The organism is Edaphobacter flagellatus (genome assembly GCF_025264665.1).
GTDB lineage: Bacteria > Acidobacteriota > Terriglobia > Terriglobales > Acidobacteriaceae > Edaphobacter > Edaphobacter flagellatus.
In genome coordinates, this window is sequence record NZ_CP073697.1 from 1,123,796 (window position 1) to 1,150,385 (window position 26,590).

At 57.8% G+C, this 26,590-nt stretch carries 26 protein-coding genes; 10 read left to right on the forward strand and 16 right to left on the reverse strand.

Going from position 1 to position 26,590, the window contains the following annotated elements; genetic code table 11:
• Positions 1–4 precede the first annotated feature (4 nt).
• Positions 5–2,587 (forward strand): methionine--tRNA ligase subunit beta, encoded by a 2,583-nt coding sequence (gene metG / locus KFE13_RS04575; RefSeq protein ID WP_260705995.1) that lies wholly within the window; start codon positions 5–7, stop codon positions 2,585–2,587.
• A 106-nt stretch (positions 2,588–2,693) separates the two neighbouring features.
• Here the strand turns inward: metG and KFE13_RS04580 are convergent, their stop codons facing one another.
• A complete protein-coding gene (locus KFE13_RS04580) occupies positions 2,694–2,993 on the reverse strand; it encodes an ArsR/SmtB family transcription factor (RefSeq protein ID WP_260705996.1) in 300 nt (99 codons plus the stop codon).
• A 102-nt stretch (positions 2,994–3,095) separates the two neighbouring features.
• On the opposite strand from KFE13_RS04580, the gene KFE13_RS04585 reads away from it, so the two are divergent.
• On the forward strand, positions 3,096–4,106 hold the full coding sequence (locus KFE13_RS04585) for a zinc-dependent alcohol dehydrogenase family protein (RefSeq protein WP_260705997.1): 1,011 nt from the start codon (positions 3,096–3,098) through the stop codon (positions 4,104–4,106).
• A 63-nt stretch (positions 4,107–4,169) separates the two neighbouring features.
• Here the strand turns inward: KFE13_RS04585 and KFE13_RS04590 are convergent, their stop codons facing one another.
• On the reverse strand, positions 4,170–4,646 hold the full coding sequence (locus KFE13_RS04590) for a cupin domain-containing protein (RefSeq protein WP_260705998.1): 477 nt from the start codon (positions 4,644–4,646) through the stop codon (positions 4,170–4,172).
• A gap of 334 nt (positions 4,647–4,980) precedes the next feature.
• On the opposite strand from KFE13_RS04590, the gene KFE13_RS04595 reads away from it, so the two are divergent.
• From KFE13_RS04595 to KFE13_RS04610, 4 genes are all read left to right on the forward strand, one after another.
• Entirely contained in the window at positions 4,981–5,841 is an 861-nt protein-coding gene (locus tag KFE13_RS04595) for a TatD family hydrolase (protein ID WP_260705999.1), read from the forward strand.
• A 39-nt stretch (positions 5,842–5,880) separates the two neighbouring features.
• A complete protein-coding gene (locus tag KFE13_RS04600; protein ID WP_260706000.1) occupies positions 5,881–6,381 on the forward strand; it encodes a YajQ family cyclic di-GMP-binding protein in 501 nt (166 codons plus the stop codon).
• Positions 6,382–6,542: 161 nt separating this feature from the next.
• Entirely contained in the window at positions 6,543–7,544 is a 1,002-nt protein-coding gene (locus KFE13_RS04605) for a polyprenyl synthetase family protein (RefSeq protein ID WP_260706001.1), read from the forward strand.
• Between the two features lie 25 nt (positions 7,545–7,569).
• Positions 7,570–8,586 carry a VWA domain-containing protein gene (locus KFE13_RS04610; RefSeq protein ID WP_260706002.1) on the forward strand — a complete coding sequence of 339 codons (1,017 nt, stop codon included), beginning with the start codon at positions 7,570–7,572 and terminating at the stop codon, positions 8,584–8,586.
• A gap of 6 nt (positions 8,587–8,592) precedes the next feature.
• Here KFE13_RS04610 and xseB read toward each other — a convergent pair whose 3' ends face one another.
• Both xseB and KFE13_RS04620 read right to left on the reverse strand, forming a co-directional pair.
• Positions 8,593–8,844: an exodeoxyribonuclease VII small subunit gene (gene xseB / locus KFE13_RS04615; RefSeq protein WP_260706003.1), complete on the reverse strand. Its 252-nt coding sequence runs from the start codon at positions 8,842–8,844 to the stop codon at positions 8,593–8,595.
• Complete coding sequence (locus KFE13_RS04620) at positions 8,845–10,761, reverse strand: bifunctional homocysteine S-methyltransferase/methylenetetrahydrofolate reductase (protein ID WP_260706004.1); 1,917 nt, start codon at positions 10,759–10,761, stop codon at positions 8,845–8,847.
• 196 nt (positions 10,762–10,957) lie between these two features.
• On the opposite strand from KFE13_RS04620, the gene KFE13_RS04625 reads away from it, so the two are divergent.
• Positions 10,958–12,421 carry a hypothetical protein gene (locus tag KFE13_RS04625; protein WP_260706005.1) on the forward strand — a complete coding sequence of 488 codons (1,464 nt, stop codon included), beginning with the start codon at positions 10,958–10,960 and terminating at the stop codon, positions 12,419–12,421.
• Between the two features lie 10 nt (positions 12,422–12,431).
• A complete protein-coding gene (bshB1, locus tag KFE13_RS04630) occupies positions 12,432–13,145 on the forward strand; it encodes a bacillithiol biosynthesis deacetylase BshB1 (RefSeq protein WP_260706006.1) in 714 nt (237 codons plus the stop codon).
• Between the two features lie 8 nt (positions 13,146–13,153).
• Here bshB1 and KFE13_RS04635 read toward each other — a convergent pair whose 3' ends face one another.
• The 7 genes from KFE13_RS04635 to dcd form a co-directional block, all read right to left on the reverse strand.
• On the reverse strand, positions 13,154–14,383 hold the full coding sequence (locus tag KFE13_RS04635; RefSeq protein ID WP_260706007.1) for a GGDEF domain-containing protein: 1,230 nt from the start codon (positions 14,381–14,383) through the stop codon (positions 13,154–13,156).
• Positions 14,384–14,494: 111 nt separating this feature from the next.
• Positions 14,495–15,067: a hypothetical protein gene (locus KFE13_RS04640; protein ID WP_260706008.1), complete on the reverse strand. Its 573-nt coding sequence runs from the start codon at positions 15,065–15,067 to the stop codon at positions 14,495–14,497.
• Positions 15,068–15,075: 8 nt separating this feature from the next.
• Positions 15,076–15,996 carry a UDP-3-O-(3-hydroxymyristoyl)glucosamine N-acyltransferase gene (gene lpxD / locus KFE13_RS04645; RefSeq protein ID WP_260706009.1) on the reverse strand — a complete coding sequence of 307 codons (921 nt, stop codon included), beginning with the start codon at positions 15,994–15,996 and terminating at the stop codon, positions 15,076–15,078.
• Positions 15,996–16,940 (reverse strand): lysophospholipid acyltransferase family protein, encoded by a 945-nt coding sequence (locus KFE13_RS04650; protein WP_313900681.1) that lies wholly within the window; start codon positions 16,938–16,940, stop codon positions 15,996–15,998. The genes lpxD and KFE13_RS04650 overlap by 1 nt, the downstream gene beginning before the upstream one ends.
• Positions 16,941–17,055: 115 nt before the next feature.
• A complete protein-coding gene (locus tag KFE13_RS04655) occupies positions 17,056–17,757 on the reverse strand; it encodes a lipid-binding SYLF domain-containing protein (RefSeq protein WP_260706906.1) in 702 nt (233 codons plus the stop codon).
• A gap of 322 nt (positions 17,758–18,079) precedes the next feature.
• A complete protein-coding gene (locus KFE13_RS04660; protein ID WP_260706010.1) occupies positions 18,080–18,721 on the reverse strand; it encodes a helix-turn-helix transcriptional regulator in 642 nt (213 codons plus the stop codon).
• Between the two features lie 180 nt (positions 18,722–18,901).
• A complete protein-coding gene (gene dcd, locus KFE13_RS04665; RefSeq protein ID WP_260706011.1) occupies positions 18,902–19,456 on the reverse strand; it encodes a dCTP deaminase in 555 nt (184 codons plus the stop codon).
• Positions 19,457–19,706: 250 nt separating this feature from the next.
• On the opposite strand from dcd, the gene KFE13_RS04670 reads away from it, so the two are divergent.
• A complete protein-coding gene (locus KFE13_RS04670) occupies positions 19,707–19,976 on the forward strand; it encodes an HU family DNA-binding protein (protein ID WP_260706012.1) in 270 nt (89 codons plus the stop codon).
• Between the two features lie 21 nt (positions 19,977–19,997).
• On the opposite strand, the gene priA is transcribed toward KFE13_RS04670, so the two are convergent.
• The 3 genes from priA to KFE13_RS04685 form a co-directional block, all read right to left on the reverse strand.
• A complete protein-coding gene (priA, locus tag KFE13_RS04675) occupies positions 19,998–22,490 on the reverse strand; it encodes a replication restart helicase PriA (protein WP_260706013.1) in 2,493 nt (830 codons plus the stop codon).
• 78 nt (positions 22,491–22,568) lie between these two features.
• Entirely contained in the window at positions 22,569–23,093 is a 525-nt protein-coding gene (locus tag KFE13_RS04680) for a cupin domain-containing protein (protein ID WP_260706014.1), read from the reverse strand.
• 50 nt (positions 23,094–23,143) lie between these two features.
• Positions 23,144–24,496 (reverse strand): OmpP1/FadL family transporter, encoded by a 1,353-nt coding sequence (locus KFE13_RS04685; RefSeq protein WP_260706015.1) that lies wholly within the window; start codon positions 24,494–24,496, stop codon positions 23,144–23,146.
• Positions 24,497–24,672: 176 nt separating this feature from the next.
• Here KFE13_RS04685 and KFE13_RS04690 point away from each other — a divergent pair, with 176 nt between their 5' ends.
• Complete coding sequence (locus KFE13_RS04690) at positions 24,673–25,359, forward strand: ribonuclease T2 (protein WP_260706016.1); 687 nt, start codon at positions 24,673–24,675, stop codon at positions 25,357–25,359.
• A gap of 57 nt (positions 25,360–25,416) precedes the next feature.
• On the opposite strand, the gene KFE13_RS04695 is transcribed toward KFE13_RS04690, so the two are convergent.
• Positions 25,417–26,325, reverse strand: coding sequence for a uracil-DNA glycosylase (locus KFE13_RS04695; RefSeq protein WP_260706017.1), 909 nt, complete (start codon positions 26,323–26,325; stop codon positions 25,417–25,419).
• Between the two features lie 35 nt (positions 26,326–26,360).
• Complete coding sequence (gene rpoZ / locus KFE13_RS04700; protein ID WP_260706018.1) at positions 26,361–26,579, reverse strand: DNA-directed RNA polymerase subunit omega; 219 nt, start codon at positions 26,577–26,579, stop codon at positions 26,361–26,363.
• Between the last annotated feature and the right edge of the window lie 11 nt (positions 26,580–26,590).

Here is a 26,590-nt window from a genome sequence, read left to right on the forward strand (position 1 = left end):
ACCCATGTCCGAAGCGCAGAAAAAGTTCTACGTCACCACGCCGATCTATTACGTCAACGCGCGCCCCCACATCGGCCACGCCTACACCACCATCGCGGCCGACGTCATCGCCCGCCGCCAGCGCCTCCTCCTCGGCACGGACGAGCATGACCAGCCCAACGTCTGGTTCCTCACCGGCACCGACGAGCACGGCCAGAAGGTCCAGCGCTCCGCTCAGGCCGCCGGCATCACGCCGCAGCAGTTCACTGACGAAGTCTCCGCCCAGTTCCGCTCCCTCTGGCAGCGCATGGGCATCACCAACAACGACTACATCCGCACTACAGAGCCGCGCCACGTCCACGGCGTCCAGAAGCTCTTCAACCAGCTTTACGAGCGCGGCCACATCTACCTCGATACCTACACCGGCCAGTACTCCGTAGGCGAGGAGATGTTCGTCGACGGCCCCCCCGGCACCATCGGCCCCGACGGCAAACCCACCGAAACGGTCACCGAAGAAAACTTCTACTTCCGCCTCAGCGCCTTCCAGGCCCAGCTCATCGACCTCATCGAGTCCGGCGAGTTCGCCATCGAACCCGAGACCCGCCGCAACGAAGTCCTAAGCTTCGTCCGCGGCAACATCTCTACCACCACTGAGGGTGTCATTCCGAGCGGAGCGCAAAGCGCGGAGCCGAGGAACCCCCGCATTTCGCCCGAAGCGGCACAAGCCTCTCCGGAGAGCAACCTCGCGTACTCTGCCAAGGGCACCCCCTACATCCCAGGAGCCCTCAAAGACCTCTCCATCTCGCGCAGCTCCTTCGACTGGGGCATCCCCGTCCCCGAGCCCGCTGCCAGCACCACACAAAAGAAGCACGTCATTTACGTCTGGCTCGACGCACTCGCCAACTACATGACCGCCATCGGCTACGGCAGCGACAAACCGGAAGACATCGCCAAACTCGAAAAATTCTGGCCCGCCGACATCCACCTCGTCGGCAAGGAGATCATCCGCTTCCACTGCGTCTACTGGCCCGCCTTCCTCCTCGCCGCCGGCCTCCCACTCCCAAAGAAGGTCCAAGCCCATGGCTGGCTCCTCTTCGAAGAATCGAAGATGTCCAAATCCCGCGGCAACATCGTCCGCGCCGAAACCATCCTCGACGCCTTCGGCTCACTCAAGCCCAAGCCCACCGACGGCCCCGGCCCCGAGCTGAACGACGACTACTGGAAGCACGAGCAGGACCTCTTCGGCGCCGACGTCCTCCGCTACTTCCTCCTCCGCGAAATCCCCTTCGGACAGGACGGCAGCTTCTCCTTCGACGCCCTCGTCCAGCGCTATAACGCCGATCTCGCAAACGGCTACGGCAACCTCGTCAGCCGCACTTTGAAGATGATCTCCGACAATTTCTCCGGCAGCATTCCTGCTCACGAAGATTGGTCGACTGTGACAATCCAAATTGTCGATCGCATACGAACGGGTGGGAGCGTCGGCCAAATTGATCCGAATACTTTTCACACTATTTCGGATACGGAATTGTCTCGTTTTGCAAAAGCGTTGTGCGTGTACTACGAAAAAGGTTTCGAGATTTTGAAGTTCTCGCAACCGGTCGATTTCGAGGAAGGTAGGAGAACATTAATTCACGAAAACAGAATCGAGCGGGACACGCTGAGCGTTTTGGACTCTATATTTCTGCTCATTCAGCAGGCTGACGGGTACATCTCCAAGAATGAACCATGGAAATTAGCAAAGCGTGGCTCTGAAGAAGATAAACATCAACTATCTGAAATTCTTTATAACGCCGCCGAGTCCATCCGCATCATCACCGCACTCCTCTACCCCATCCTCCCCTACGCCACCGCGAAGGTCTGGGAACAACTAGGCCTCGGAGACATCGAAGAAGCCGCACGCAACGGCGAACTCACCAATCTCCAATGGGGAGGCCTCAAGCCCGGCACAAAACTCGGCGCTCTCGGCCCCATCTTCCCCCGTGCACCCAAGGAACTCATTCAGCAAATGACCGACGCAGAAAACCCCACCACTCCCATACCATCGAAGCTCGTCGACGAAAAGATCGGCCACGTCACCCCTGCGCCTGCCGACTCCGCACATCCAGGAGCCGCCCCACGCACCAGCGAGCTGCCCGCAGAAAATCCCGGAGCGCAGGTCGGTGCTTCCTCCGCACCAGTCGCAGAGCTGCCCAAGCCCCCCGCTTCGCATGCCGAGGCTCCCGCCTCCGGCCTCTTCGCCGCAGCCGCCACCTCCTCCACATCGGACACACCACAGATCGCCATCGACGACTTCGTCAAGATCGATCTCCGCGTCGCCCGTGTCCTCGTCGCCGAGCGCATCCCCAAGGCCGACAAGCTCCTCCGCCTCGAGGTCGATCTCGGCTACGAAAAGCGCCAGATCCTCTCCGGCATCGCGCAGTGGTACACACCCGAAGAACTCATCGGACGCCGCATCATCATCGTCGCCAACCTCGCCCCCCGCAAGATGCGCGGCCTCGAGTCGCACGGCATGCTCCTCGCCGCCTCGCACGGTGAAGACGGCAAACCCATCCTCGCCACCTTCGCCGAAAGCGACGAGATTGCCCTCGGCTCACGCCTGAAATAAGTCACGGTCCGCGAATCGCTTCGCCGGCGTTCTCCCTCGGTCGCCTCTATCTAGTTCGTACACCCATTCGCAAAAGTAAAAGGCCGGTCTCCTCGACCGGCCTTCCTCATTTCAACACGGCCTTCAACAACCCCGGAAACCGCGCATCCAGGTCCTCACGTCGTAACGTGTTCATCAGCAGCTTTCCATCCTTGCGCGTCGACACCACCCCTGACTCTCTCAGCACACGAAAGTGATGCGACAGCGAAGACTTCGGTCTGTCCACCTCAAACACACCGCACGGCTGCTCCCCCTTCGCCGCAAGCTGACGCACGATTCCTAAACGGATCTCATCGCTCAGCGCGTAAAGCACAGCGGTTAGCAGCAGCTCTTTCTTCAGTGGCTCCTTCGGCAAAAATATCGGCATCTCACGTCCCCTTGCATTTGACAAAGCGCCTCGCTTCGTTCATAGTTCGACTGTACCACAGTTCGATTTTATTCGAACTATGTGTAAAGGAGAACCTTCGCAATGAAAGCATGGCAGCTGACCTCCTTCGGTCGAGAAAATCTCAAACTGAACGACATCTCCCAGCCCACACCCGGTCCCGGCGAGGCCCTCGTTCGCATCGCGTCCGTCTCGCTCAACTACCGCGACAAGCTTCTCTCCGACGGCACCTACAATCCGCACCTCCAGTTCCCCATCACGCAGGTAGCCGACGCCGTCGGTGAAGTCGTCGCCCTCGGCCCCAATACCACCCGCTTCCAAGTCGGCGACCGCGTCGTCACCAGCTACTGCACGCGCTGGATCGACGGCGCTCCCACATCGAAGGAGAGCCTCTACACCCTCGGCAACGTCATCCCTGGAGCACTCGCCGAATACCTCGTCCTCACCGAGAACGCGCTCGCCCTCGCACCCTCTTACCTCACCAACGACGAGGCCGCGGCCCTTCCCTGCGCCGGTCTCACCGCCTGGTACGCTCTCGTCGAAAAGGGCGGCCTCACTGCAGGACAAACCGTCCTCATCCAGGGCACCGGAGGCGTCTCTCTCTTCGGCCTCCAGATCGCATCCGCACTTGGAGCCAACGTCATCGTCACCTCATCCAGTGACGACAAACTGGCCCGCGCCAAAGCTCTCGGCGCGCATCACACCATCAACTACAAGACTCATCCCGAATGGGAAGATGAAGCCCTCGCCCTCACCAACAAGGAAGGCGTCGATCACATCCTCGAAGTCGTCGGCGGACCCAACCTCGCCCGCTCCATCAAAGCCATCAAGCCTGAAGGACAGATCTCCATCATCGGCATCATCGAAGGCTTCGACGCCACCATTCCGCTCTTCTCCGTCATCAAGCAACAGGCACTCATCCGCGGCATCTCCGTCGGCCCGCTCCGCGCTCTCGAACGCATGCTCAAAAAGTTCGACGAGCTCGAGCTGCGCCCCGTCATCGACTCCGTCTACTCCTTCGCCGACGCACCCAAAGCCTACGAACGCCTCGAACAGGGAGCCTTCGGCAAGATCGTCATCCGCGTTCACGAATAAAACAAAGGCTCGACCCGGCACCTCATCGATGCGCCAGGTCGAGCCTCTTTCTCGCAAATCTGCTTACTTCGAAACCGGAGTCACACCCGACTCTCGTCCAATCGCGATCACAAAATAATTCGCCGGCGTCGACCCCACATTCTTCAGCCCGTGCATCACATTCGAAGCCGCAAAGATCACACCGCCCGGGCCCACTCTCTCCTTCGTCCCATCGTTGTCGAACTCCAGCTCCCCCTCGCGGATAAACATGAACTCCGAGTGACGATGCTTGTGCGCCGGATGCGGCATCTGCCCTGGAGGCAGCGTCGTCTCGTGAATCTCGACCGCCTCCCCCGTCGCCAGAACCCCCTGCACCACGGCCCGGCCGGCTCCGCCATTGGCGTTACGCTTTACCGGCAACGAATCGAACGGCCAGGTCATCGACCTCGAAAGCACCTTCTCCCCTGGCCCTCCCGGAGCCTGCGCCTCCGACGACACACTCCCCACAGCCGCGAGGGCCGAAAGGGCTACACAAAGATCACGACGGCTAAGATTTTTCATGCTCGCCATCCTACCGCACCGGTCCTACCACGGTCACACTTTCCACAGCCAGCTACCTCGAAAACCTGTCAAGCCCCCATCTGCCACAACTTCAACAAACCAAAACACATCCACATTGCCGATTAATTCCTCTCCATTCGCTAAACTGGAAGTAGTCGCCCTGAACTGGAGCCAACCTCCCGCAAAGAACACAAGTCATTTTCTATGAATACTTTGCTAGGACTGTTCCGGAAAAATCAGGGATTTGAACGAACTAAAGATGGAGGTCCAAAGCTAACTCTTATCTTTAGAATATTTTGCACCAAATATATGGGGGAGGGGCCAAGCACTACAGATGCTCATCGACTCACACGCACACCTCGATTTCTACACCTCACATCCCGCCGAGCGCGATGAAGTCCTCGCCCGCGCCTACGACGCTGGCGTCAAGACCATCCTCGCTATCGGCATCGGCCAGAATCCTGCCGAGATGCATCTAGCGCTCGACCTCGCCAATACCGTCACCGGCGACCGCCAGCCGCGCATCTTCGCCTCCGCTGGCATCCACCCCGAGCAAGCCCACAATGCCACACACGAGTCCCTCGCCGAGCTCACCCGCCTCGCCTCGCAGCCCCGCTGCATCGCCATTGGCGAAATCGGCCTCGACTACTACCACCTCGAAAACCCCGACATCGAGACCCAGAAAAAAGCCTTCATCGCCCAGATGAAGATCGCCGCCAGCCTCAACAAGCCGATCCTCATCCACTGCCGCACCTCCGAGCTGGCCACCCCCAAAGCAAAAGAGAAATACGGCCCCGCCGACGCCTGGGCCGATACCATCGCCCTCATCGAAGAGCACTTCAAGCCCTCCGGACTCCCCGGCATCATGCACTGCTTCTCCGGCAACGTCGAAGACGCCCGCCGTTCGCTCGACCTCGGCTTCTACCTCTCCTTCGCCGGAAACCTGACCTATCCAAAAGCCCAGCAAATCCGCGACGCAGCCGCCTTCGCCCCTATCGACCGCATCCTCGTCGAAACCGACGCGCCCTTCCTCGCACCCATTCCCTTCCGCGGCCAGCGCAACGAGCCCGCCTACGTCGCCCACACCGCAGCAGCCGTCGCCCAACTGCGAGGCATCTCCTCTGACGAACTGGCTGCCAGAACCACAGAAAACTTCCATCGCCTCTTCCCCTCAACCAGGTCCGTCGAAGCCTGACATAATAGAAACCGATAATTTCGTGAAGGAAGTACAAACATGGCATCCGACAATAGCTTCGACGTCGTCAGCAAAGTAGAGATTCAAGAGGTCAAAAACGCAATCGATCAGGCCAGCAAAGAGGTTCACGCCCGCTTCGATCTCAAGGACTCCAAGTCCTCCATCGAGCTTCAGGGCCAGGACACCATCCAGCTCGCCTCGCAGGACGAGTACAAGCTCAAGGCCGTGATCGAGATCCTCTCGCAGAAACTGGTCAAGCGCGGCGTCTCGCTCAAGAACATCGAGTACGAAAAGATCGAGCCCGCCGCCAACTCCTCCGTCCGTCAGAAGATCAAGCTGAAGCAAGGCGTCAACTCCGACGCCGCCAAAAAGATTGTCGCTATGATTAAGGACTCCAAGCTCAAGGCCCAGGCCTCCATTCAGGGCGACACCGTCCGCGTCGTCTCCAAGGATCGCGACATCCTGCAGCAGATCATGGGTAAACTTCGCGCAGGCGACTTCGGTGTAGAGCTCCAGTTCACCAACTACCGCTCCAACTAAGTCACTTCGCGACGCGTATACCGGCTTCGCCTTTGGGTATCCCGTTGGTCGGCGAGAAAGTTTTGGGCGACCAACGAGAGCCCGATCTGTAAGGGGAAAATTCGTGCGATTTTCGAGCCGGAGCCATGTTAGGGTAAACATCCTGTTAGTCTGAAACTAGAGTGAGCGCTATCTCCATTGCGACCGCCTCCGAGGTCTTCGACCTCCTCCGTGACGACCTCGCTGCTATCGAGCAGGAGTTCACGAAGGAATCCGCCTCAGGCGTCGCTGTGATCACCGACATCGCCCGGTATCTTATCGCCGGTGGCGGAAAGCGCATTCGCCCGCTGCTTCTGCTGCTGGCAGCCAAAGCTCTCGGCAACGATAACCACAGCCGCATCCGCATGGGCGCCGTCGTCGAGATGCTGCACACAGCGACTCTCGTCCACGACGACATCATCGACGAGGCCGACACGCGCCGCGGCCGCCCATCGTCGAACACAACTTGGGGAAATTCAAAGTGCGTCCTCGCCGGCGACTGGCTCTACATGCAGGCCTTCTCCGCCGCACTGGAGGAACGCAACTTTCACGTTCTCGACCTTCTCATCTCGCTTACCCAGCAGATGGTCGAAGGCGAACTGCTGCAGATCGAAAAGCTCGGCCGCCTGATCAACGAAGAAGAATACTTCGACCTGATCTATCGCAAGACTGCCTGCCTCTTCAAGGTATCGATGCAGCTCGGTGCAGCGATCACGCCGCACAGCTTCGGCCCTCCGGACGAGATCGAAGCCGGACTCGGCGAATACGGCCGCAACCTCGGCCTCGCCTTCCAGATCGTCGACGACGTGCTCGACCTCACCGCCACCGAAGAGGTCCTTGGCAAGCCCGTCGCCAGCGACCTGCGTGAAGGCAAGGCCACGCTCGCCGTCATCCACGCTCTCGAGCGTGGCACCGGAGCCGACCGCGAAGCCATCCGCACCGTCCTCAGCGATCGCAGCTTCGCCCACGTCACGCACGCGCATATCATTGAGATCCTCAAGCGCCACGGTTCCATCGAATACGCCATGGACACAGCATGCGCCTACGCAGAAGCCGCCCGCCAGTCCGTCGCAGACCTGCCTCCCTCCGAGGCAAAACGAGCCCTCCTCTGGGTTCCCGGCTTCGTCACCTCTCGCGACCGATAGACACTTTTTCAGCTAGAATTTCTGCGTGCGCTGGCTTCTCACGGTCGTCTTGCTGTCTGTGATTTCCGGAACACTCTGCGCACAGAACACTTCGAATACCGGCAGTACACTCCATACTGGAACCAGATTGGTCGTCGTTCCTGTACTGGTTCAAAGCGCAACGAAAGAAGTTGTCTATTCGCTCCACGCGGACGATTTTCTTCTGACGGATAAAGGCGTTCCCCAAAAAGTCTCGCTCGACGAAGCCAACAAACAGCCTCTCTCACTGGTTGTGCTGATGCAGACCGGCAGCGCAGCAGTGCGGGAGTTCGATAAATACCGCGGCCTGGAAACCATGCTCGCATCCATACTCGGCGGAACTCCCAACCAGGTCGCCATCGTCAACTTCGACAGCAAGCCCGAAGCAGCATCGCCGTTCACCTCCGATATCGCGCAATGGACTGACGCGATCGATCATCCTGACCCCGGCGACAGTGGAGCGGCGATCATGGACGCTCTCAAGTTCGGGTTGGATTTGCTCGCAAAACAACCTGCAAATCATCGCAGGGTAATCCTGCTCATCTCGCAGCCACAGGACTCTGGAAGCAAGACAACGGCAAAAGAGATCGCGCGGATTACCGGTGAGACGAATACCGCGATCTACTCCATAACCTTTACGCCACAGATCACAAGACTTAAAGGCGCCATAAAGGAGGGGGGACATCCACATCCGCCAGTAACTGTCGGTAACGGATCGTACGTCGCGTACTTTGAACTCACTGAGCCGCTTCAATTGATGAAGGATGCAATACGAAAAGATGTCGCAGCTGAAGCAGCCACGCTCTCAGGCGGCGAAGCGATCCGTTTTGAAAACCGGCAGCAGTTGGCCGATGTTGTTGCCAGCATAGGCAATCACATTCGATACCGCTATATGCTCACTTTCACGCCGTCGCCGGCAGATCTCGGTTTCCATCCGATTCGCGTCAGCCTGATTCACTATCCGGAACTTACCGTGTCGGCAAGGAGCAGCTATTGGTTAACGGATTCAGAAAATTCGAAGTAGCTCGTACTACTCCTCATCTTCTTCAGCCTCATCATCGTCCGTCTCAACAACGAGCTCCTGAGTCTTCATCTTTCCCCCGGCACGTTCGATGAGAACCTGGACTCTACCTTCGGCATCACTAAGCTCTTTTTTGCACGACTCCGAGAGCTTCATGCCCTCTTCGAACAAACGCACAGCCTCATCGAGTGGCAGACCACCCTCTTCCAGCCGCTCCACCACGGCTTCAAGATCGGCCAACCGCTGCTCAAAGTTCGCCATTTAGACACCCACGCTTTCCGCAAGCCCCAACACCTGCGCCGCCGCTGTGTACTTTCCAAAGGGAGCACTCACCTGGACGCCCTGCACCATCGGTCGCGCCTCGGCCAGCATCTCCTGCGCAATCTTCACACCCTCAGCACGTGCGGCTTCGGGTGATGTCGTTGCCGCCATCCGTGCCATGATCTCGTCCGGCATGCTGACGCGCAGGTCGTTCTTCATAAACTCAGCATTGCGCAAGCTGGTCAACGGCCAGATGCCCGCAATAATAGGGATGCGGAAGCCTTCTATTTTGCGCAAAAACTCCTCGAGCACGCGCAGATCGAAGACCGGCTGCGTAATGGCAAACTCTGCGCCTGCCTCGACCTTGTAGGCGAAGCGGCGCACCTCCTGATCGATATCGGGGACACCGGGATTGGCGGCCACCGAGATCGTGAATCCAGTCGAAGCACCAATCGAATTCTTACCGATATCAAGCCCGCAGTTAAGGTTGTGGACGATGTTCACCAGCCCGATCGCATCCACATCAAAGACCGCCGTTGCATCGGGGTAGTTGCCCAGCTTCGGTGGATCGCCCGTCAGGCACAGGATGTTCTTCAGTCCGATGGAGGATGCTCCGAGCAGATCGCTCTGAATGCTTAGAACGTTTCTATCGCGGCACGTGTAGTGCAGAACCGTCTCGATGCCGACGTGCTGCTGAATCTGTACGCAGAGACTCTGTGCGCTCATCCGTGCACTCGCGCGTGGTGAGTCGGGCACGTTGATGACATCGACACCTAGTTTATGCAGAAGTGCCGCGCCTTCGATCTCCTTCGAGCAGTCGATTCCCTTCGGCGGAACGATCTCCACCATCGAGACGAACTCCCCTGCCGCGATCATCGCACCCAGCTTCGAGCGCTCCGCCAGTGGCGGCGGAGCAATCTTGCTCACAGCAGGCGATTCGCTCCTGCGTTCCATCACCTGCGCCCCACTGTCCATCGCATCCATTGCGCGTAGTGCGCTCTTCATCGCGCGCGTATAGCTGGGAGTCGTTCCGCAACAGCCGCCCACCAGTGACGCACCAGCCTTCACCAGCTTGCGGGTAAAACTGGCCATGTACTCGGGTGACGTCAGATAGATCGTTCGGCCCTCTACCGCCCGTGGAATACCGGCATTCGGCATTGCAGCCAGAGGAAGGGTCGTCCGCGGACGCATCCGCTCGATCACGCTGAGAACAGTAACGGGCCCCGAACTGCAGTTGCAGCCTATAGCGTCCGCACCTGTGGCTGTCAGTCGTTCGGCTGCTGCTTCAGGCGAGGTACCGTCGAGACAGTTGCCCTCCTCGTCGACCGTCATCATTACAATCACGGGCACCTCGGGCGCAACCTCACGAGCGGCGGCGACAGCCTGCTCTGCTTCGACCAACGAGGTCATGGTCTCGATGCTGAGCAGATCGACACCGACTCCCGGGCCGCCATAAACCAGCGCGCGGATCTGTTCGGCAAATGCCTCGCGAGCTTCGTCGAGGCCGACTTTGCCCAGCGGCTCCAGCCGCACTCCGAGTGGGCCTATGGCCCCAGCGACGAAGGCTTCCGTAGCTTGCTTCTCCCGAATCTGATTGACAGACTCGCGAGCTAGTTTTGCGCCGGCGATATTGATTTCATGCACCTTATCGCGCAAACCAAAATGTTCGAGACGATAGGCGTTCGCGCCAAAGGTATTGGTCTCGATCACCTCGGCACCGGCCTGCAGATACTCCTGGTGGATGGTGCGCACCATCTCCGGCTGGGTGAGGTTCAGCTCGTCGTAGCAGCGGTTGATAAAGACTCCACGGGCGTAAAGCATGGTACCCATGGCGCCATCGCATAACACCGGAATCCCTGCGAATAGTCGCCTTACGCCTGCCGCATTCTTGCCAGAGCTCTCGAATCTCGCGCCCATCGTCCTCTTTTCAGTGTCCTACCTAACTATTTCTTCAGCGGTACGTTAATTATCTTAAGCTACCTGAAGGCACCCTTCCAAACGGGCGTTCGATCGTCGCCTGAAGGCCATCTCCAGGGCTTCACTTTGTTATACTTGGGCGATAGAGTTGTGGCCCTAAACCCACGCCTGCTGCGCAGTTCGGAGTTTGTCACCGTTGAAGAATCGTAGTTTCCTCTCTCAGTCGTTCTGCGCCCAGTTGTTCTGCGGCCTGCTTCTTGCTGTTGTCGCCCTCGGCCTGGCTTCATGCGGCACGCGCTACTACAAGTTTCCGCAGTACACCTTTGCGAACCGTCCTGTTCCTCCCAGCAAGCTCGATACACGAGTTCTGGTTGGCCTGACGATCAATGGGAGCCAGGGCTCTCTTGAGATCCTCGACGCAAAGCGGGACATCCGCAGCAGCATCTTCAATGCGAATACGACATTCTCAATCTCTGGCTACTCTTCAGCCTATCCAACGCCGATCTTCAACTTCCCTGAGCAGGTTCTCGGGTTTGTCTATTCGCGCACGGATGGCGGACTGATGAAGATTGACTACGGCAAGGAAGCCACCAGCGGCGCAGCAACTGCATTCCCGTCTAACGCAGACTCGGTTGCTGTTCCATTGAACTTCAATCACTACTATGCGGCCTCCTCAGCTCTTGGCGTACTGATTGTCGTCGACAACACGACGGGTCGCACCTTCGCTCTCAACCTCCCGAATGTTTATCGTGTTGCCGTCAACCAGGGCGACACGGTGGTTCTGGCAATGGTGCGTAACTCCAACACTTTGTACAGGCTGATCAAGCTCAATTCGAATCAGGCCCCCATTCCTGGCGCTGTGGATTGCCAACCCCAGGCGGTCCCTGTGTATTGTGTCGCTCCAGTACCCGATAGCGCGACGTCTCCCAGCTTCGATCGGCCGGTAGGAGCCTACTTCTCGCTCGATGGCACTACCGCATACGTTCTGAACTGCGGACAGGAATGCGGAGGCAAAGCATCCAGCCTGACGCTGATGCAGCAGGGTGCACTGCGTGTCGATAACTTCCCTACCTCCACTCCCTACCCCACCCCGGTTACAGGCAGCGTTGCGGTGCCGGGCGGAGTGACAACGGTGCTTGCAAATGGCACAACGCTTTATATAGCTGGACAACAGTTGCAGCCCGACGGCCTCTTTACAGGATTTCTGTCGACGATGGACCTGACCAGCAACAAGATTACGGGCAAGTACCCCATCTCAGACGGCTATCACACAAAGCTGCTCTTCGGCGATGACAATACCCTCTGGATCGGCTCACAAGGCTGTGCCACCGGCGAGCGCGCCAAACTGAAGCAGAACTACAACTGCCTCACGCGCTTCGATTTGGGTACAAACACGCCAATGATCGTACCGGCGGTTGATCCAACAAACTCAAGCTCGCAGGTCCCTTATCCCAATGCGAACGAGAATCAGTACTACTATGGCGATCTAACGGGACTTTGCTGGGTGCAGAACCAGCACAAGATGTACACCGCATACGGAGGCCAGATTCACGCCTTCAATACAGCGGACGGATCTGAAATCAACAACTCTCTCATTACGGTCCAGGGCACTGCACTCGACGTGGCCTTTATGGACGCAGTAACGAACGACGCAAACTAGCTATCCTCCCATGGACATTCTCGCCATCGCCGCGCATCGTGACGACGTTGAGCAGACATGCGGCGGTACCCTGCTTGCGATGCATGCCCGTGGCTGGTCTACGGGCATCCTCGATCTGACGCAGGGAGAAAGCGGCACACGCGGCACGGCGGAGGAGCGACAAGCCGAGGCCGAGGCTGCCGCACGCATCCTGAACGTCGCGCATCGTGAGGCGCTCGACCTGCCCGATGGTAACGTCGAGAATACTTTCGTCAACCGGCTCAAGATCGCTGCAGTCATCCGGCGTCTTCGCCCACGGGTCGTCATTCTTCCCTACTGGCAAGGACGGCATCCTGACCACTACACCTCAGCCACGCTTGGCTATGAAGCCTGCTTTGTCAGCGGACTCAGCAAGGTGGAGATACCCGGCAGCACCGATGCCCCGCATCGCCCGTACAAGATTCTCTACGCTTCGCTCTACGCCGATGTGCGGCCCAGCTTTGTCGTGGACATCACGCCATACATTGAGCAACGCCTGCGATCGCTACTAGCCTATCGCTCGCAGTACGCCAATCAATCTACCGGCGGCGGACTCTTCGTTCCGGAGGATGAGATTCGCGAGCGTACCTTCTCGACGGCGCGTCATTATGGACTGCTTGCGGGAGTCCGCTATGCCGAGCCCTTCGTGCAGAAGGAGGTCGGCCTCGTCGACGATCTGATGCTGCTTCCTGTACAGTCCATCTGAGATTGATATCAGTTGGCCGCGTTTTCTCGTTCCGCCAATACGGTCGCAGTCTTCCCCTCTGGAACAAGAACATAGCTGCCTTCGGTACGAGCCACGACAATTCTATTTCTGCCTGCACGTTTCGCGGAATAGAGCGCTGAGTCACTGGCATCCATCAACGCCTGCCATGTGAGGCCACTGATGTCTGAAGTAGCGATTCCCAGACTAGCCCTGGTCCGCACCGTTTCACCTCTGAATTGAACGGTCAGCTCTTCTACTTCTAAACGCATGCGTTCGGCTACCATCAACGCATCGTCCAGGGAGGCCTTGGGCAGCAGCACACAGAATTCATCGCCTCCTATGCGCGCCACTAAGTCCTGATCGCGCACTGCTTCCTGCAGTACGCTTGCTACTGCCTGTAACACGACGTCACCACAAGCGTGTCCGGTGGTGTCGTTCACCTGCTTCAACCCATCCAGGTCCATCATCACAACGGCGAGCGAACATTTTTCCCGCCTGCACCGCGCGATCTCGCGCATCGTCAGCCTCTTGAGTGCCCACCGGTTCAACAGGCCAGTCAATTCATCGACCTGTGCGCGCCATAACAGCTCAACGCGAAGTTGTGCCGTCGATAGCATCTTGAAGCCGAACGTAGTCACCGCACTGGTCACCAGACAGATCATCAGCCACACAGGGATGATGTTGACTGGATAGCCGAACCGGTGCAGTCCCCACGGAGTCGCGACAACCGCACGAACCATAAGAATAGCCGAATAGCCTGCTAAAGCTGACGCTGTAAGCCAGCCGACCGGCCCAACCTCTTCTCCCGAAAAATGCACGACAACAGACGCAATGACAAAAAATTGAATGCTCAGGGTGCCGCACAGCAGAGACGGTAAAAGAAATCCGCGTCCAGGAGCCATCACCAGAGTAACCGCGCCAATCACCATCATCGCGACCAGGGCCAGCTGCACCCAGCGCATCATATGCCCACGCTCCAATAGCTCAGCAAAGGCCTGGTGCAGCATGAGCGCACCAATAACCGCAAGAATCGCACTGAAAGCACCTGTGTAACGAGCAGGCAAGGCTTGGAACCATGGGACCCCCACCAGCAGCATCGAAGCACCACGAACCAGGCTGGAACCGGCAAACCATAACGATCCTCGCGCCCCTTCAACCAACTTGGCGTGGATCAGCATTACCCCGGCGTACAGCGCGAAAAGCAAGCAATTGGCAAGTACCAGTGTCGTCGTATCCATGGTGTCAGGCCGCCCTGCCCGATCAACCAACGCGACGGAGTGTAATCCCCTCGCATCAGCAAATGCCACACAATTTTTTGTATTGTGTTTGAAAGCCTACTGCATATCTGTTTAGGTTTTATCACTGCAAAGTTGCTTGTAGAGAAATTTAACGACCTCCTCGGTCATATACACAGGAGGCCAGATCGGCAGCACTGGCATACTTTTGGGCAGATGCAAAGTGGTTGCATATTGCCTCCATTCCTCCAGCTTCTCCTCAGGGACAAGCAACGCATCCGCTCGATTCAGGTATTCCATCGCCGATTTTTTGAAGTCCTGCACGCCAGGATTAAGCACGCTTAAGTAAACGTCTGGCGTAAGAAAGCGCCGAATACGGTTCGATTCGATCACGACGTTTTTCGCCTGTTCCAGAACCTCGCGAATACGCGGCATCGCCGGAGCAATATCTGATGTCGGAGTCTTCACCCACAGAGCCCGAACGGCGCCAGCTGCCAGATAGCGCGACGTATCAGTGCCAGAAGCGCGCGCTCTCTCTTCGACAATCTCAACGTCGGCCTTGCCGCTGGCTCCCGGCTCGATCTTGATAGCTGTCCACTGCATGTCGGAAAAAGCGCGAATCAGACCTTCGACGACGCCGGTCTTGCCGACATTCTTCGTCTGCCCGCCAACCACGACGATTGCCATCTCTTGACCTACCGTTGTTTCAGCCGAGCCAGGTCGCGCAGATACTCCTTCAGAGGGCGCGCCGGACGACCCCAGAAAACCTCACCCTTGCCGCGCATCTTTTTGCCGCTCAGCACACCCGCACCGCCGCCCAGGATCACTCCTTCGCCAACCGTTGCGTGCTCGCCAATCCCAACCTGACCGCCGAGGATCGCTCCATCTTCCACCACGCTCGACCCCGAAATCCCTGTCTGCGCAGCAATCACGACATTCCTGCCGATGATGCAGTTGTGCCCAATATGGACCAGGTTGTCGATCTTCGTTCCGCGACCGATGCGCGTCTCCTCCAGCGCGCCACGGTCAATCGTGGTATTCGCACCGATCTCCACGCGATCCTCGATCACCAGCCTGCCCTGCTGAGGAAACAGAACGTATTCTCCGGACTCTGGACTGCGCGCGAAGCCGAAGCCGGCCGAGCCAAGTACGGCTCCTGCCTGCACGACAACCTCATCTCCGATCACCACGCCGGGATAGATCGTTACACGAGCCTCGATTCTGCAGTTGACACCGAGCTTCACGCCATCGCCGACAACAACACCGGGGCCGATTAACGTTCCCTCTCCGATCTCGACATCCCTACCTAGGACCGCTGTGAGGTGCACCCCTGCCTCATGCGATCTTCCCGCGAGCTTCTGCGCTGTAATAGCAAATGCGTAGCGAGCATCCCGCACCCATACAACACGTGTATCAGTGATGTCTGCGGACTTCAGCTTTATCCCAGCCAGAATCATTCCAGCCTTCGACTTCAAAGCAGCTTCCAGCGCTGCGGCATCAACGGCAAATACCACCGCGTCCTCGCCTGCGTTATCCAGCCCGGAGACGCGCTTCAATTCTGCTTCAAGCGCAGTCTCGCTTCCTACCCAGATCGCAATGTCACGAGCCATTGCCATCAATAGATTCCCTTCTCGCCGGGCGGCCGTGTCTTCCAGCGCCGATGCATCCACAGCCACTGGTCAGGATACTGTCGTATGTACGCCTCGATCACAGCTGTGAACGCTGCTGTGTTTGTCACTGCATCCTGCTCGGCATCATCGGTCGCGGTCACGGGCACTTCTTCCCCGAAGCGTAATACATATTTTTGCTCTGCTTCTTCCCACAACAAAAACCCGGGCACTACGGCAGCTCCCGTTCTGGCCGCCACACGCGCCATACCGGATGCTGTGCACGCCTCCACGCCAAAGAAGGGCACAAAGACTCCTTGAGGCGGAGTCATGTTGGTGTCCATCAGGATCCCCACCGTCTCGCCTGCACGCATCGAAGCAATCAGACCACGTGCAAAATCATCCTTGTGGATGACGCGATTGCCATGAAGGCAGCGAATCCTATTTACAAAACGGTCCACCAGTGGATTGTCCAGCCGCCGGATCACCATCCCCATTGGATAACCCATCAACGAGTGATAGAAGCTCGACAACTCCCATGCCCCCAGATGCCCGGTCAGCACAAGAACACCTCTGCCCTTATCGCGGGCACGCAGATAATTTTCAAGTCCGTCGTATCGGATAAACTCGCTTGCTCGCTTCGCCGAGTATTGTGGCATCAGACAGAACTCCGCGAGCAGCCATCCCAGATTGCGATACACCGTCCTGAGTGTTTTTTCGCGCAACCCCGCAGCTTGCCCCGGATAGGCAAGCTCAAGATTCCGCATCCCTACTTTTCGGAGCCGCTTCAACCCGGCAAAGGCCAACCAGCCAACCCCAGCGCCAAGTAGCCGGGCCAGACCACGAGGCAAAGCTCCCAGCAGACGGACCATCGTCCATACCACTGCAAACTCGAGCCGCTCTCGCACACTGGGCGCCAGAAGAGCCTGTTCTTTCTCAGTCGCTTCGCTCAAGGCTTCAGTCTAAATGGCCTTATGCATCCGGTCTAAATAGTCCGTCGGCAGCGTGCAGAAAGGGCAGCCCGGAAGTTCCGGCTGCCCTTTCCAGCTTGGACAACTTTGCAGTTGCTTACTTATTCTCTGCCTTCGCTTCGATGAAGTACTTCGCCACTGTACGGACAAACGGCCGCGCCTCATCGGGAGTCGCCTGGTTACCCTTCAGAATCGTCTCGTACGGCACGGCATCGCCATACATCACGCGGGTATCGTCCTGATTCTGCGAGAGCACCGAACCGTCAAGATCGATGCCAGCAAACAAACCTTTGCTGCGCGAATAAGTCAGGAGCTCGGCATTCATCTTCCAGTCTGTACCTGCCTGCGCATTACGCCCCACAGGGCCGGCAGCAGCAGCGGCATCCGCGCCGATCTTGAACTTATTCTTCAGCATGTCTTGCAGGCCGCGGTCGTTCATCGCGATGATGATCAGGTCTGTTCCCTGAACGCCAATCTGAAAGCCGAAGCTGCCGCCGGCAAGCTGCACGAACACTGGAGCGCTCCAGCCACGCGGCGTGCGGCACGTCACCACACCCTGGCCATACTGCGCTCCGAGGACGAAGGCGGCCTTCTTATAGCTGGGAATGACGGTCACGCACTGCGCGCCGGACAGGATCGATGAAGGGATCCCTTTATCGGGCGCTGCCATAATTTGCGTAACCACGGCCTGGGCATCCTGTAGCCGCTCTACCAGTTTTGCCTTGTCACTGGCTCCAAATGCCACTGTTGAGCCAGCTGTCAAAGCCAGCGCACACATCATCACAGACCATCGCTTCATCATCATTCTTTGTCTTCCTTATCTTTTAAAAACAGCGTTACGAAAGCCAGAAAATCAAATCTTCTGTTTCCAACAGGATAATGTGATGGCTGAGATAGGCCGGCGTGTTGTACGCATCACCCTCGATACCCCAGGAGATCAAAAAAATGGGGGTTGTAGAGAAGTGCCTGGATCACCAGGCGCGCTCTCTACAACCCCTCTCCCAGGTCTGTGTTGCTAATGAAAGGGTGCCTCAGCGCGCCAAAGTCCACAACGGTACGGAGGTCTGTAGACCTTCGGATACAGACCAGATGAAACCGATTACCCGACTAGCCGAGTATGGCTATCTTGTCACCAGGTTCCGGCTAACCGCCTGCATTGTCAATGCGATACGGTTTTCCACCCCAACCTTGCGCATCAGTCTGCCGACATGGGCCTTGACCGTCGCGGCATCGATCCCAAGTGCTTCTGCAATCTCACGATTCGGCTGACCGGCTACCAGAAGCCTCAGAACCTGACTCTCGCGTTCGGTAAATTTCGGCTCCGCCGGCGCCACTGAAACATCCCCGCGCGGGGCCTCCAGCAGGCGCGCCAGAACCTTGCGAGGAGCCCACACCGAACCATCACTGACGATCTCTACAGCCATCCGTATCTCGTTCTCACGAGCCGTATGCGATAGGTATCCTTTGGCTCCTGCGCCGATCACACGCTGCACATATTCATGCGATTCTTCAAGTCCGATCACGATCAATCGCAGATGCGGTCGCGTCCGGCGAAACGTCTCCAGCAGTTCGAACAGATGGTCAGTGCAAGCCGCATCGATCATGATGACCGATACGCCGGACGCGTCCAGGGCGCCCGGCACAGAGAGCGGCAGCACCTCGATACCACTCTCGGCAAAGATCGTCTCAAGGCCCAGCACACGCAGAGCGTCAGTTGCAATCAGGCCAATACGCTGTTGTTCCTTCGGCGCAATCTCAGTCATAACTGCGAAACCTGGGGAAAGCTGCTGCTCTTCCCCAGATGAACTCAGGGAAAGCGGCGGCCATTCAGCCATTACTTCGTTTTTCCTTATAAAGTAAGGGGCCCTGAGATATGCCGCTCTCACACCGAAAACGGCACTCTCTTATTGATACTTCCGATCCACACTATCAGGAAAACACTTTTACAGCTTCGGGAGAACGATCCCCTGCTGCTTCTGGTATTTGCCCTTGCGATCTGCGTAACTCACTTCGCAGACCTCATCGGACTGGAAGAACAGTATCTGACAGAGACCCTCGTTCGCGTACACTCTCGCCGGAAGCGGTGTCGTGTTGGATATCTCCAGCGTGACATACCCTTCCCATTCCGGCTCGAAAGGTGTGACATTTACGATAATGCCGCAACGAGCATATGTCGACTTGCCAACGCAGATCGTCAGCACATCGCGGGGTATCTTGAAGTATTCGATCGACCGGGCCAGCGCGAAAGAGTTTGGAGGAACGATGACGCTATCGGCCTCAACCGAAACAAAGGAGCGCTCATCAAACTTCTTTGGATCAATAATGGCGCTGTTAACGTTCGTAAAGATCTTGAACTCGTTCGAGACCCTCAGATCATACCCATAAGACGATAGTCCGTAAGAGATAACACCCTCGCGGACCTGTTTCTCGCTGAACGGGGCAATCATTCCATGTTCTTTCGCCTGCTGGCGAATCCAACGGTCGCTTTTAATAGCCACTCGCCTGTGTTTCCCTTCTTGATGACGTCTGTACTAACAAATATCAATTTATCTCGGACGACGGGGCTTTGCCTGTGGCAAAATGGGCCGGACGGCTCCGAGATGCCGGTACTGTCATTAGATTCTTCATCTTACGGTAGAGGTCCACCATTGACAATCTGCCTGTGACTTTCTACTATCACGTTACTAATCCCGGTCAGTTGTACCCGTAACGCATTTCAAATCTACAGCCCAAGGACGGCGGCCCAAAATGATAAAGCAGGATTTAATACAGAGGGTTGTTGAGCGTACCGGCCTGCCACGAACGAAAGCAGAGGCTGCGGTAGACGCTATCTTCGAGAGCATGAAACAAACCCTGGTTGCAGGCGATCGCATTGAACTGCGTGGCTTTGGCGTCTTCACCGTCAAACCGCGCAAGACAGGCATCGGACGCAATCCCAGAACTGGAGCCGAGGTCACCATTGCCCCCGGCAAGGCTGTCCGCTTCAAGCCAGGCAAAGAGCTGCATCTGCTCACCTAGCAGCTTTTGGCTTAGGTATTGTTACATCAGGTGCACGGCATCCACGTCGACCACCAGGTTTCGGCGTGGAATCTCTCGTGTCTCCGCAAAAGCCAGCATCGCACGTAAGGTGCTGCCCAGCGATTGCCGCTTCTCTGCCTTCAGCACAAAGTGGTAGCGGTAAATCCGCTTTAGTCGGGAGATAGGCGCTGCGGCAGGACCAAGCACGCGCACTTTGTCGAGCCGTGTCTGCTGGAACCATCGCCCCAGCTCCGCTGACCAGCCTGTTGCCTCTTCCAGCCGTTCACTTTGCACCACAACGTTAGCCAGCACGGCATACGGCGGATAGTGCATCCATCGCCGGTACTGCATCTCCTTGGCTACGAACCCCGGGTAATCGTGGTCCGCCGCGAACTTCACTGCGTAGTGATCTGGATGATACGTCTGTACCAATACCTTGCCGGGTAACTCGCCCCGGCCTGCCCGACCCGATACCTGTGTCAGCAGCTGAAAGACTCGCTCCGCCGCGCGAAAGTCCGGCAGTCCCAGAGCAAAATCTGCGCCAACGACTCCCACCAGCGTCACTCCATGGATATCGTGACCCTTCGCGATCATCTGCGTACCGACCAGCAGATTGATCTCGCCTGCATGCAGTCGGCTCAGCAGGCGCTCCATATCGCTGCGTCCACGCACCGTGTCGCGATCCATACGGCCGATGCGCGCATGCGGAAAGATCTCCTGCAGCCGCTCCTCTCCTTGCTGCGACCCTGCACCAAGAAAATAAAGGTGCTCGCTCTCGCACTTCGGACATTTTTTCGGAACGCCGCGACGGAAGCCACAGTAATGGCACTCCAGCCGCTGGCCCGGCTGCGCGATGGCATCATTGCCGCTCACCGGTTTGTGATACGTCATCGAGATGGCGCAGTTCTCGCACTCAATCTTCTCGCCGCAACTGCGACACATCACCACAAAAGAATAGCCGCGACGATTCAGCAGAATGATCGCCTGCTCTCCGCGTGCAATCGTCGCCTCGGTTTCTTCTATCAGCCGCCGCGAAAAAATCTGCTCCTGCCCTGTCTCGCGAAATTCGTTCCGCATATCGACCCGCTCTACTGCGGGCAACGGACGATCGGCAACCCGCTGCCGCATCTCCACGCGCGCATAACGGCCCTTCTCGGCATTTGCCCAGCTTTCGAGAGACGGCGTGGCAGAGCCTAATACAACTACCGCTTCATTGAGCTTCGCGCGCATAACGGCAACATCGCGCCCGTGGTATCGCGGTGTCTCTTCCTGCTTGTAACTGCCATCGTGCTCCTCGTCTACGATGATCAGCCCCAGGTCCTTCAACGGAGCGAATACCGCCGACCGCGTTCCCACCGCAACCCGCGCTTCACCCCGGCGAATCCTATGCCACTGCTCTGCCCGCTCATCCGGGGTAAGCTGCGAGTGCAGCAGAGCAACCTCATCCCCAAATGCCGCGACAAGCTGCCCCGTCATCGCCGGAGTCAGCCCAATTTCCGGCACCAGCAATAGAGCGCTCTTCCCTGCGTCCAATGCCCGCCGCATCGCGGCAAAGTACACCGCCGTCTTTCCCGACCCCGTCACGCCGTACAACAGATGTGGCTTGAAGCCTCCCTGCACCATCGCCGCTGCAATCGTTCCTAAAGCCTCCATCTGGGCCTCATTCAGCGCGTGCTCATGTGCATGCTTTTTCCCATGCGATCCAACGCCACCGAAATGGAATGCCTCGGCAACTTCCTCCACACGTACCAGCTCGCGCTTCACCAGCGTTGCCAGGGTCGATTCCGGTACGCCGCGACGCCCCAGCGTCTCCTTCAGATCACGCACACGCATGCGCCCGCCCACCGCAGCCAGCTCAGCCAGGATCGCCGTCTGGTTTGTATTCAGCTTCGGCAGACGTGCATCGTCCACGAGAACAGCCACCTTTTCCAGGCGCCGTGCATCCCGCTCCTCTGCCACAGCCTCGCGCAGGAGCCACTTCTTGCGGACCATCCCCTCCAGCAGCGCTTTATTCGCTCCAGTGGCCGAACGTAGCGCCGACATCTTTGCCGCCTCGCCGCTCTCCAGATAGTTCAGTACCGCATATTCGCGATTCTGCTCCTCAGGAGACAGCTTCGAGCGCCGCGAAGCTCCCTTCGCAGCACCTTCAAACAGCACCTTTCGCCCAACGTCGGTAAGGCTGTAGACAAAGTGTCGCTTGACCTCTGCGCCCAGCGGAAGCATCCCACGCAGCACTTCGCCAAGCGGAGCCACATAATACTGCGCGATCCACTGCGCCAGTTCCATCAACTCGGCGGGCAGGATGGCAGCGTCATCCAACACCTGCTGTACCGGCTTGATCTCAAAATCGTCTGCGGGCGCCTCATCATGCACCCGCATGACCAACCCCATCAGCCTCTGTCCGCTGAACGGCACCAGCACTCGCGCCCCCACCACAGGAGCCACACCGTTCACCGCATAGGTAAACGTCTGGTCCAATGGGACTGGCAGAGCAACATCGCAGTAAAGGGGCATCCCATCCAGCTTAATCGTTCCTGATGTGTGGATGTTCTCGACGGGGGCCTGCGGGCCGGCGGATGCGCTAACCCGCCCCTATGCCGGCGTCTGGGATGAGATCAGCAGCAGGCTCACGCTTCCTTCCGTCGTCCTCTTGTGCGGAGTCATACGCGGTACAAACAGATAGTCACCCTTCTTCAGAATGACGGTTCTGGCTCCCTCCGACTCCGGAGCAAGCCACTCGCCGGGCTTCGTCTCATGTGTGCCCTTCGGCGTTCCGCCCAGCTCATACTTCGTCTCACCGTCCAGCACCTGAAAGACGTGGTCGCGCGTCGCATGCCACTCAAACTCCTTGGCAGCCTTCCGCGTCTCCTCGTTGATAATCATCAGCGTGCCCGGCGAGGTCAGCAGATTCTTCGTCCCATTGTTAGCCTGTACGCTCTTCAACTCTCCTGCCATTTCGGCAGCCGTAAAGACCTGTACCTTGCTGCCGTCTGACACCTGCCCCATAGCGGAGCCCGCGGTTGAAGCACGCAGCATCGTGTCAGCTAAAGGGGAAGCGACGGCTGCGGCAATTGGAGCCGTCAGCAGAAAATTGCGGCGAGTCTGTTTGTTAGCCATGGCTGAAAGTGAAACACACCACACCCCAGCCGCGCCACTCCCTTGTTTTCTCAAAAAACGATAGCGAAGGTCGTCGCCAACGTCTGCGTGCTGATCTCTGTTTGGCTGTTGTTGTATTCTCCTGCGCGCAGAAGACTCTGCCCCACGGATGCGGTATGCGGCAAGCCAGCCTGGTATCCAGCATCCAACCTGTAACGGCTACGATGGTAGCCTACTCCCGCAGCCACGCTTGCCTGCGTAATCGATGCTGTGAGTGGAGTCAGTGTCGCGGCAGGAACAGGATTGTTCCCGGCGACAAAGCCCCCACGCAGGGTAAGGTTTGGCGTCATCGCCCTCTCCACGCCTATGTGAACGATTGCCTGATTGCTCCAGTTCAACGGAATCACATCATGGAACCCATTCGATCCCACCAGTCCATTCAAGTCGGCATTCGTTCCCTCGGACACAGTAAGCCCTAGATGATCGAAGGCATTTCCCCAGCCTACGAAATCCACACTGGCAAAGACCTTCGTTTTCGTGCTTGCATTCCAGGCCATACCCGCTCTGCCAATCTGAGGCAACGTATAGTTGAACTTCGACGAGTAGCGAAAATTCGGCTGAAATTTCCCTGTCAATCCGAGCGCCGCCAGCAACGCACTCAGATTCCCAACCGCCGTCCCGGTACTGTTGATGGTTGTCGGTGTCCTGTATGTTATTCCTACGTGCACCTTTGGCGTTGGTGTATAGATCACTCCGATAGAACCGTTCCAGCCAACTCCAGTGGTCTTCATCGTCAGCAGCGTCTTCAGTCCTTTTAGCACCGGCTGCTGCTGAAAAATCGTCGGCGCGATCAACGTCGTCGAGTCGTAAACCACCCCGAACGTCCCTCCGATCTGGAGCCTCTTCCCCAGCGGATGCGCCACCCCCAGCGCAAAACGTTCGTTCAGCAGAGACGACTTGTTCTGCTGATAGCCGTATGTCACCCCAGCAGTTCCAGGAGCGTCGTAGTAATACCAGTTCGCCGCCAATGACACATCCGGTGTAGCCGAAACAGCAAACCTCCACGGCGATCTGCCTACACTCGACACAAATGCCACCGCCGGCGCCAGGCCCAGCAGCGGATCCAGCCTGCTATTTGTACTCGTTGCACTCGTATAGCTCCCATGAGCCAGAATCGCCAGCCCACCTACCTCCAGCGACCGCCCCTCGATCAAACCGATCCCTGCAGGATTTCCGACAGAAACGGCACCCAAAGCGCCATGAGGCATAGCGACATCGGAATGTCCTACACCCAGAGAGGCACCATTCACTGTGCCATTAAACAGATCCTGGCCGTAGCCAGACGAGCCCGCAATGAACATGCCTGCAGACAACACCAAGGAGAGAAGACGAAGAGAAATACGATAAAAACGATCCGAGTGCATTGGGATTCGTCCTGTGCATAAGGAGATGTTGCGAACGTATCGCCGTACAGCAATGTCAGTCTTCTCCTGCTCATGCCCGCAAATCATCACGCAAAAGTCGTATGAATCCTCAAGAAAGCAGTAGTTCCCGATTTAGGAAATCAGTCTTCACGTGCGCCTGCTATCCTTTTCGCACCATGAAGGCCGCCGCCTCCCTCCTTTCGCTGCTCCTCGTCCTTACTGCATGCAACCCGCGTCCTGCGCCGACACCTGAACCCAAACCGTCTCCTCGCTCCGGCACAGCACTCGCCGAACGAGGCTCTCGGACTCTTCCGCAGGCCACCGGCACCTTCGACTACTACCTGCTCAACCTCTCCTGGTCGCCCGAATTCTGCTACTCCCACGCCGACAAACCTGAGTGCGCCCAGCACCTCGCCTTCGTGCTGCATGGACTCTGGCCACAGAACCTCGACGGCACCTATCCGCAGAACTGCGCCGACGCACCCGGACCAGCCAATCCGGCTCAATATTCCGATATCTACCCCGACCCCGGCCTGCTTCAGCACGAGTGGAAAACCCACGGTACCTGCTCTGGCCTCTCACCCGACGACTTCTTTTCGACCGCCCGCAAGGCCACACAGTCCGTCGCCATTCCCTCGCAGCTCACGCAACTGACCAGTCAGATCTCGATGCCACCGGAACAGATTCTGGGTCTCTTCACAGCCACCAACCCGCAGATTCCGCGCGGCTCGCTTGCTCTCTCCTGCGGCAACAACTACCTCACCGCTGTGGAGGTCTGCCTCAATAAGCAGCTCCAGCCCACATCCTGCGGCCCTATCCGCTCCTGCCGCGCCAATACGGTTCGCATCCCACCGCCACAATAGATCGTTCGTTTACAGATCGTTCGTCTACGCTTTGCTTAATCGGCAGGATGAAAGACGTTATCCCTTGGATGGTACTTTCAGCCCCATCTCCTTCATCACCATCTGAAGGTCTTTCCAGGCCTCGGCCTTCTGCCGTGGGTCGCGCAGAAGAAACGCCGGATGATACGTCACCGCCAGCTTCGCGCCGCGGCAGCTATGCCAGCGTCCACGCAATCCAGCCAGCGACTGCTTCACGCCAAGCAGGTACGTCGCCGCCGTAGAACCCAGCGCGACGATAAACTCCGGCTGCACCACATCGATCTGCTTCAGCAGAAACTGCGAGCACGTCGTCGCCTCTACCGGCTCCGGTGTCCGGTTTCCCGGCGGACGGCACTTCACGATATTCGCAATATAAACCTGCTCGCGCTTCAGGCCCATTGCGCCAATCATGTTGTTTAGTAGCTGCCCTGCCTTGCCTACGAACGGCAGACCTTGAGCATCCTCGTCGGCACCTGGGCCTTCACCGACAAACATCAGCCGTGCACTCGGATCACCATCCGCAAAGACAATCTTGTGCCGCCCTGCGTATGCCAGCGGACAGCGTGTGCAATCGCCAATCTCTTCCTGGATCGCACGCAACGCCGCAGGACGATCCGCCGCAACCATACGCTTCTCAGGCAGAGGAGCAAGGTTATTAAAACTCACCAGCTTCAAATTTGGAGGCTCCAGGAACTCAGATCGCGAAGAACTTATAGGAGTGGGCGCAGGCCGAACCGGCACAGCAACAACATGCTCCGCAGAGGATGGAACTGCAACCTTCTCTGGCACAGGATGAGCAGTGACTGGCAAAGCCTCAGCCACAGGAGCACTCACCTGCTCCACCGCCGAAGCCTCGACCACCGGCTCTCCGCGTCGATAAAAATCGTGTACTCCCAAATCGCGGAAGTACTCTACATACGCACGCAGATGCTCGGCCTCTCCTGACATAGCTCTATGCTATCGCAGAGAAACAACCTCGAAGCTCAATGAACTGGCGGCTCAGAAGGAGCAGGAGCTGGCGCTGGAGCATTCGGCAATACGTACTTCACCTGACCCTGCCGGATCTCGTCCTCTGCCACCCGGCAAGCCTTCATCGATTTGGACGTAATCAACGGCGGTGCGCCCGACTGCAATTGCCGCGCCCTCCGCGCTGCGCCTTTCACCAGACTGTACTTATTGTGGAACGAACCATCTATGGCCATGCGGTCCTCCT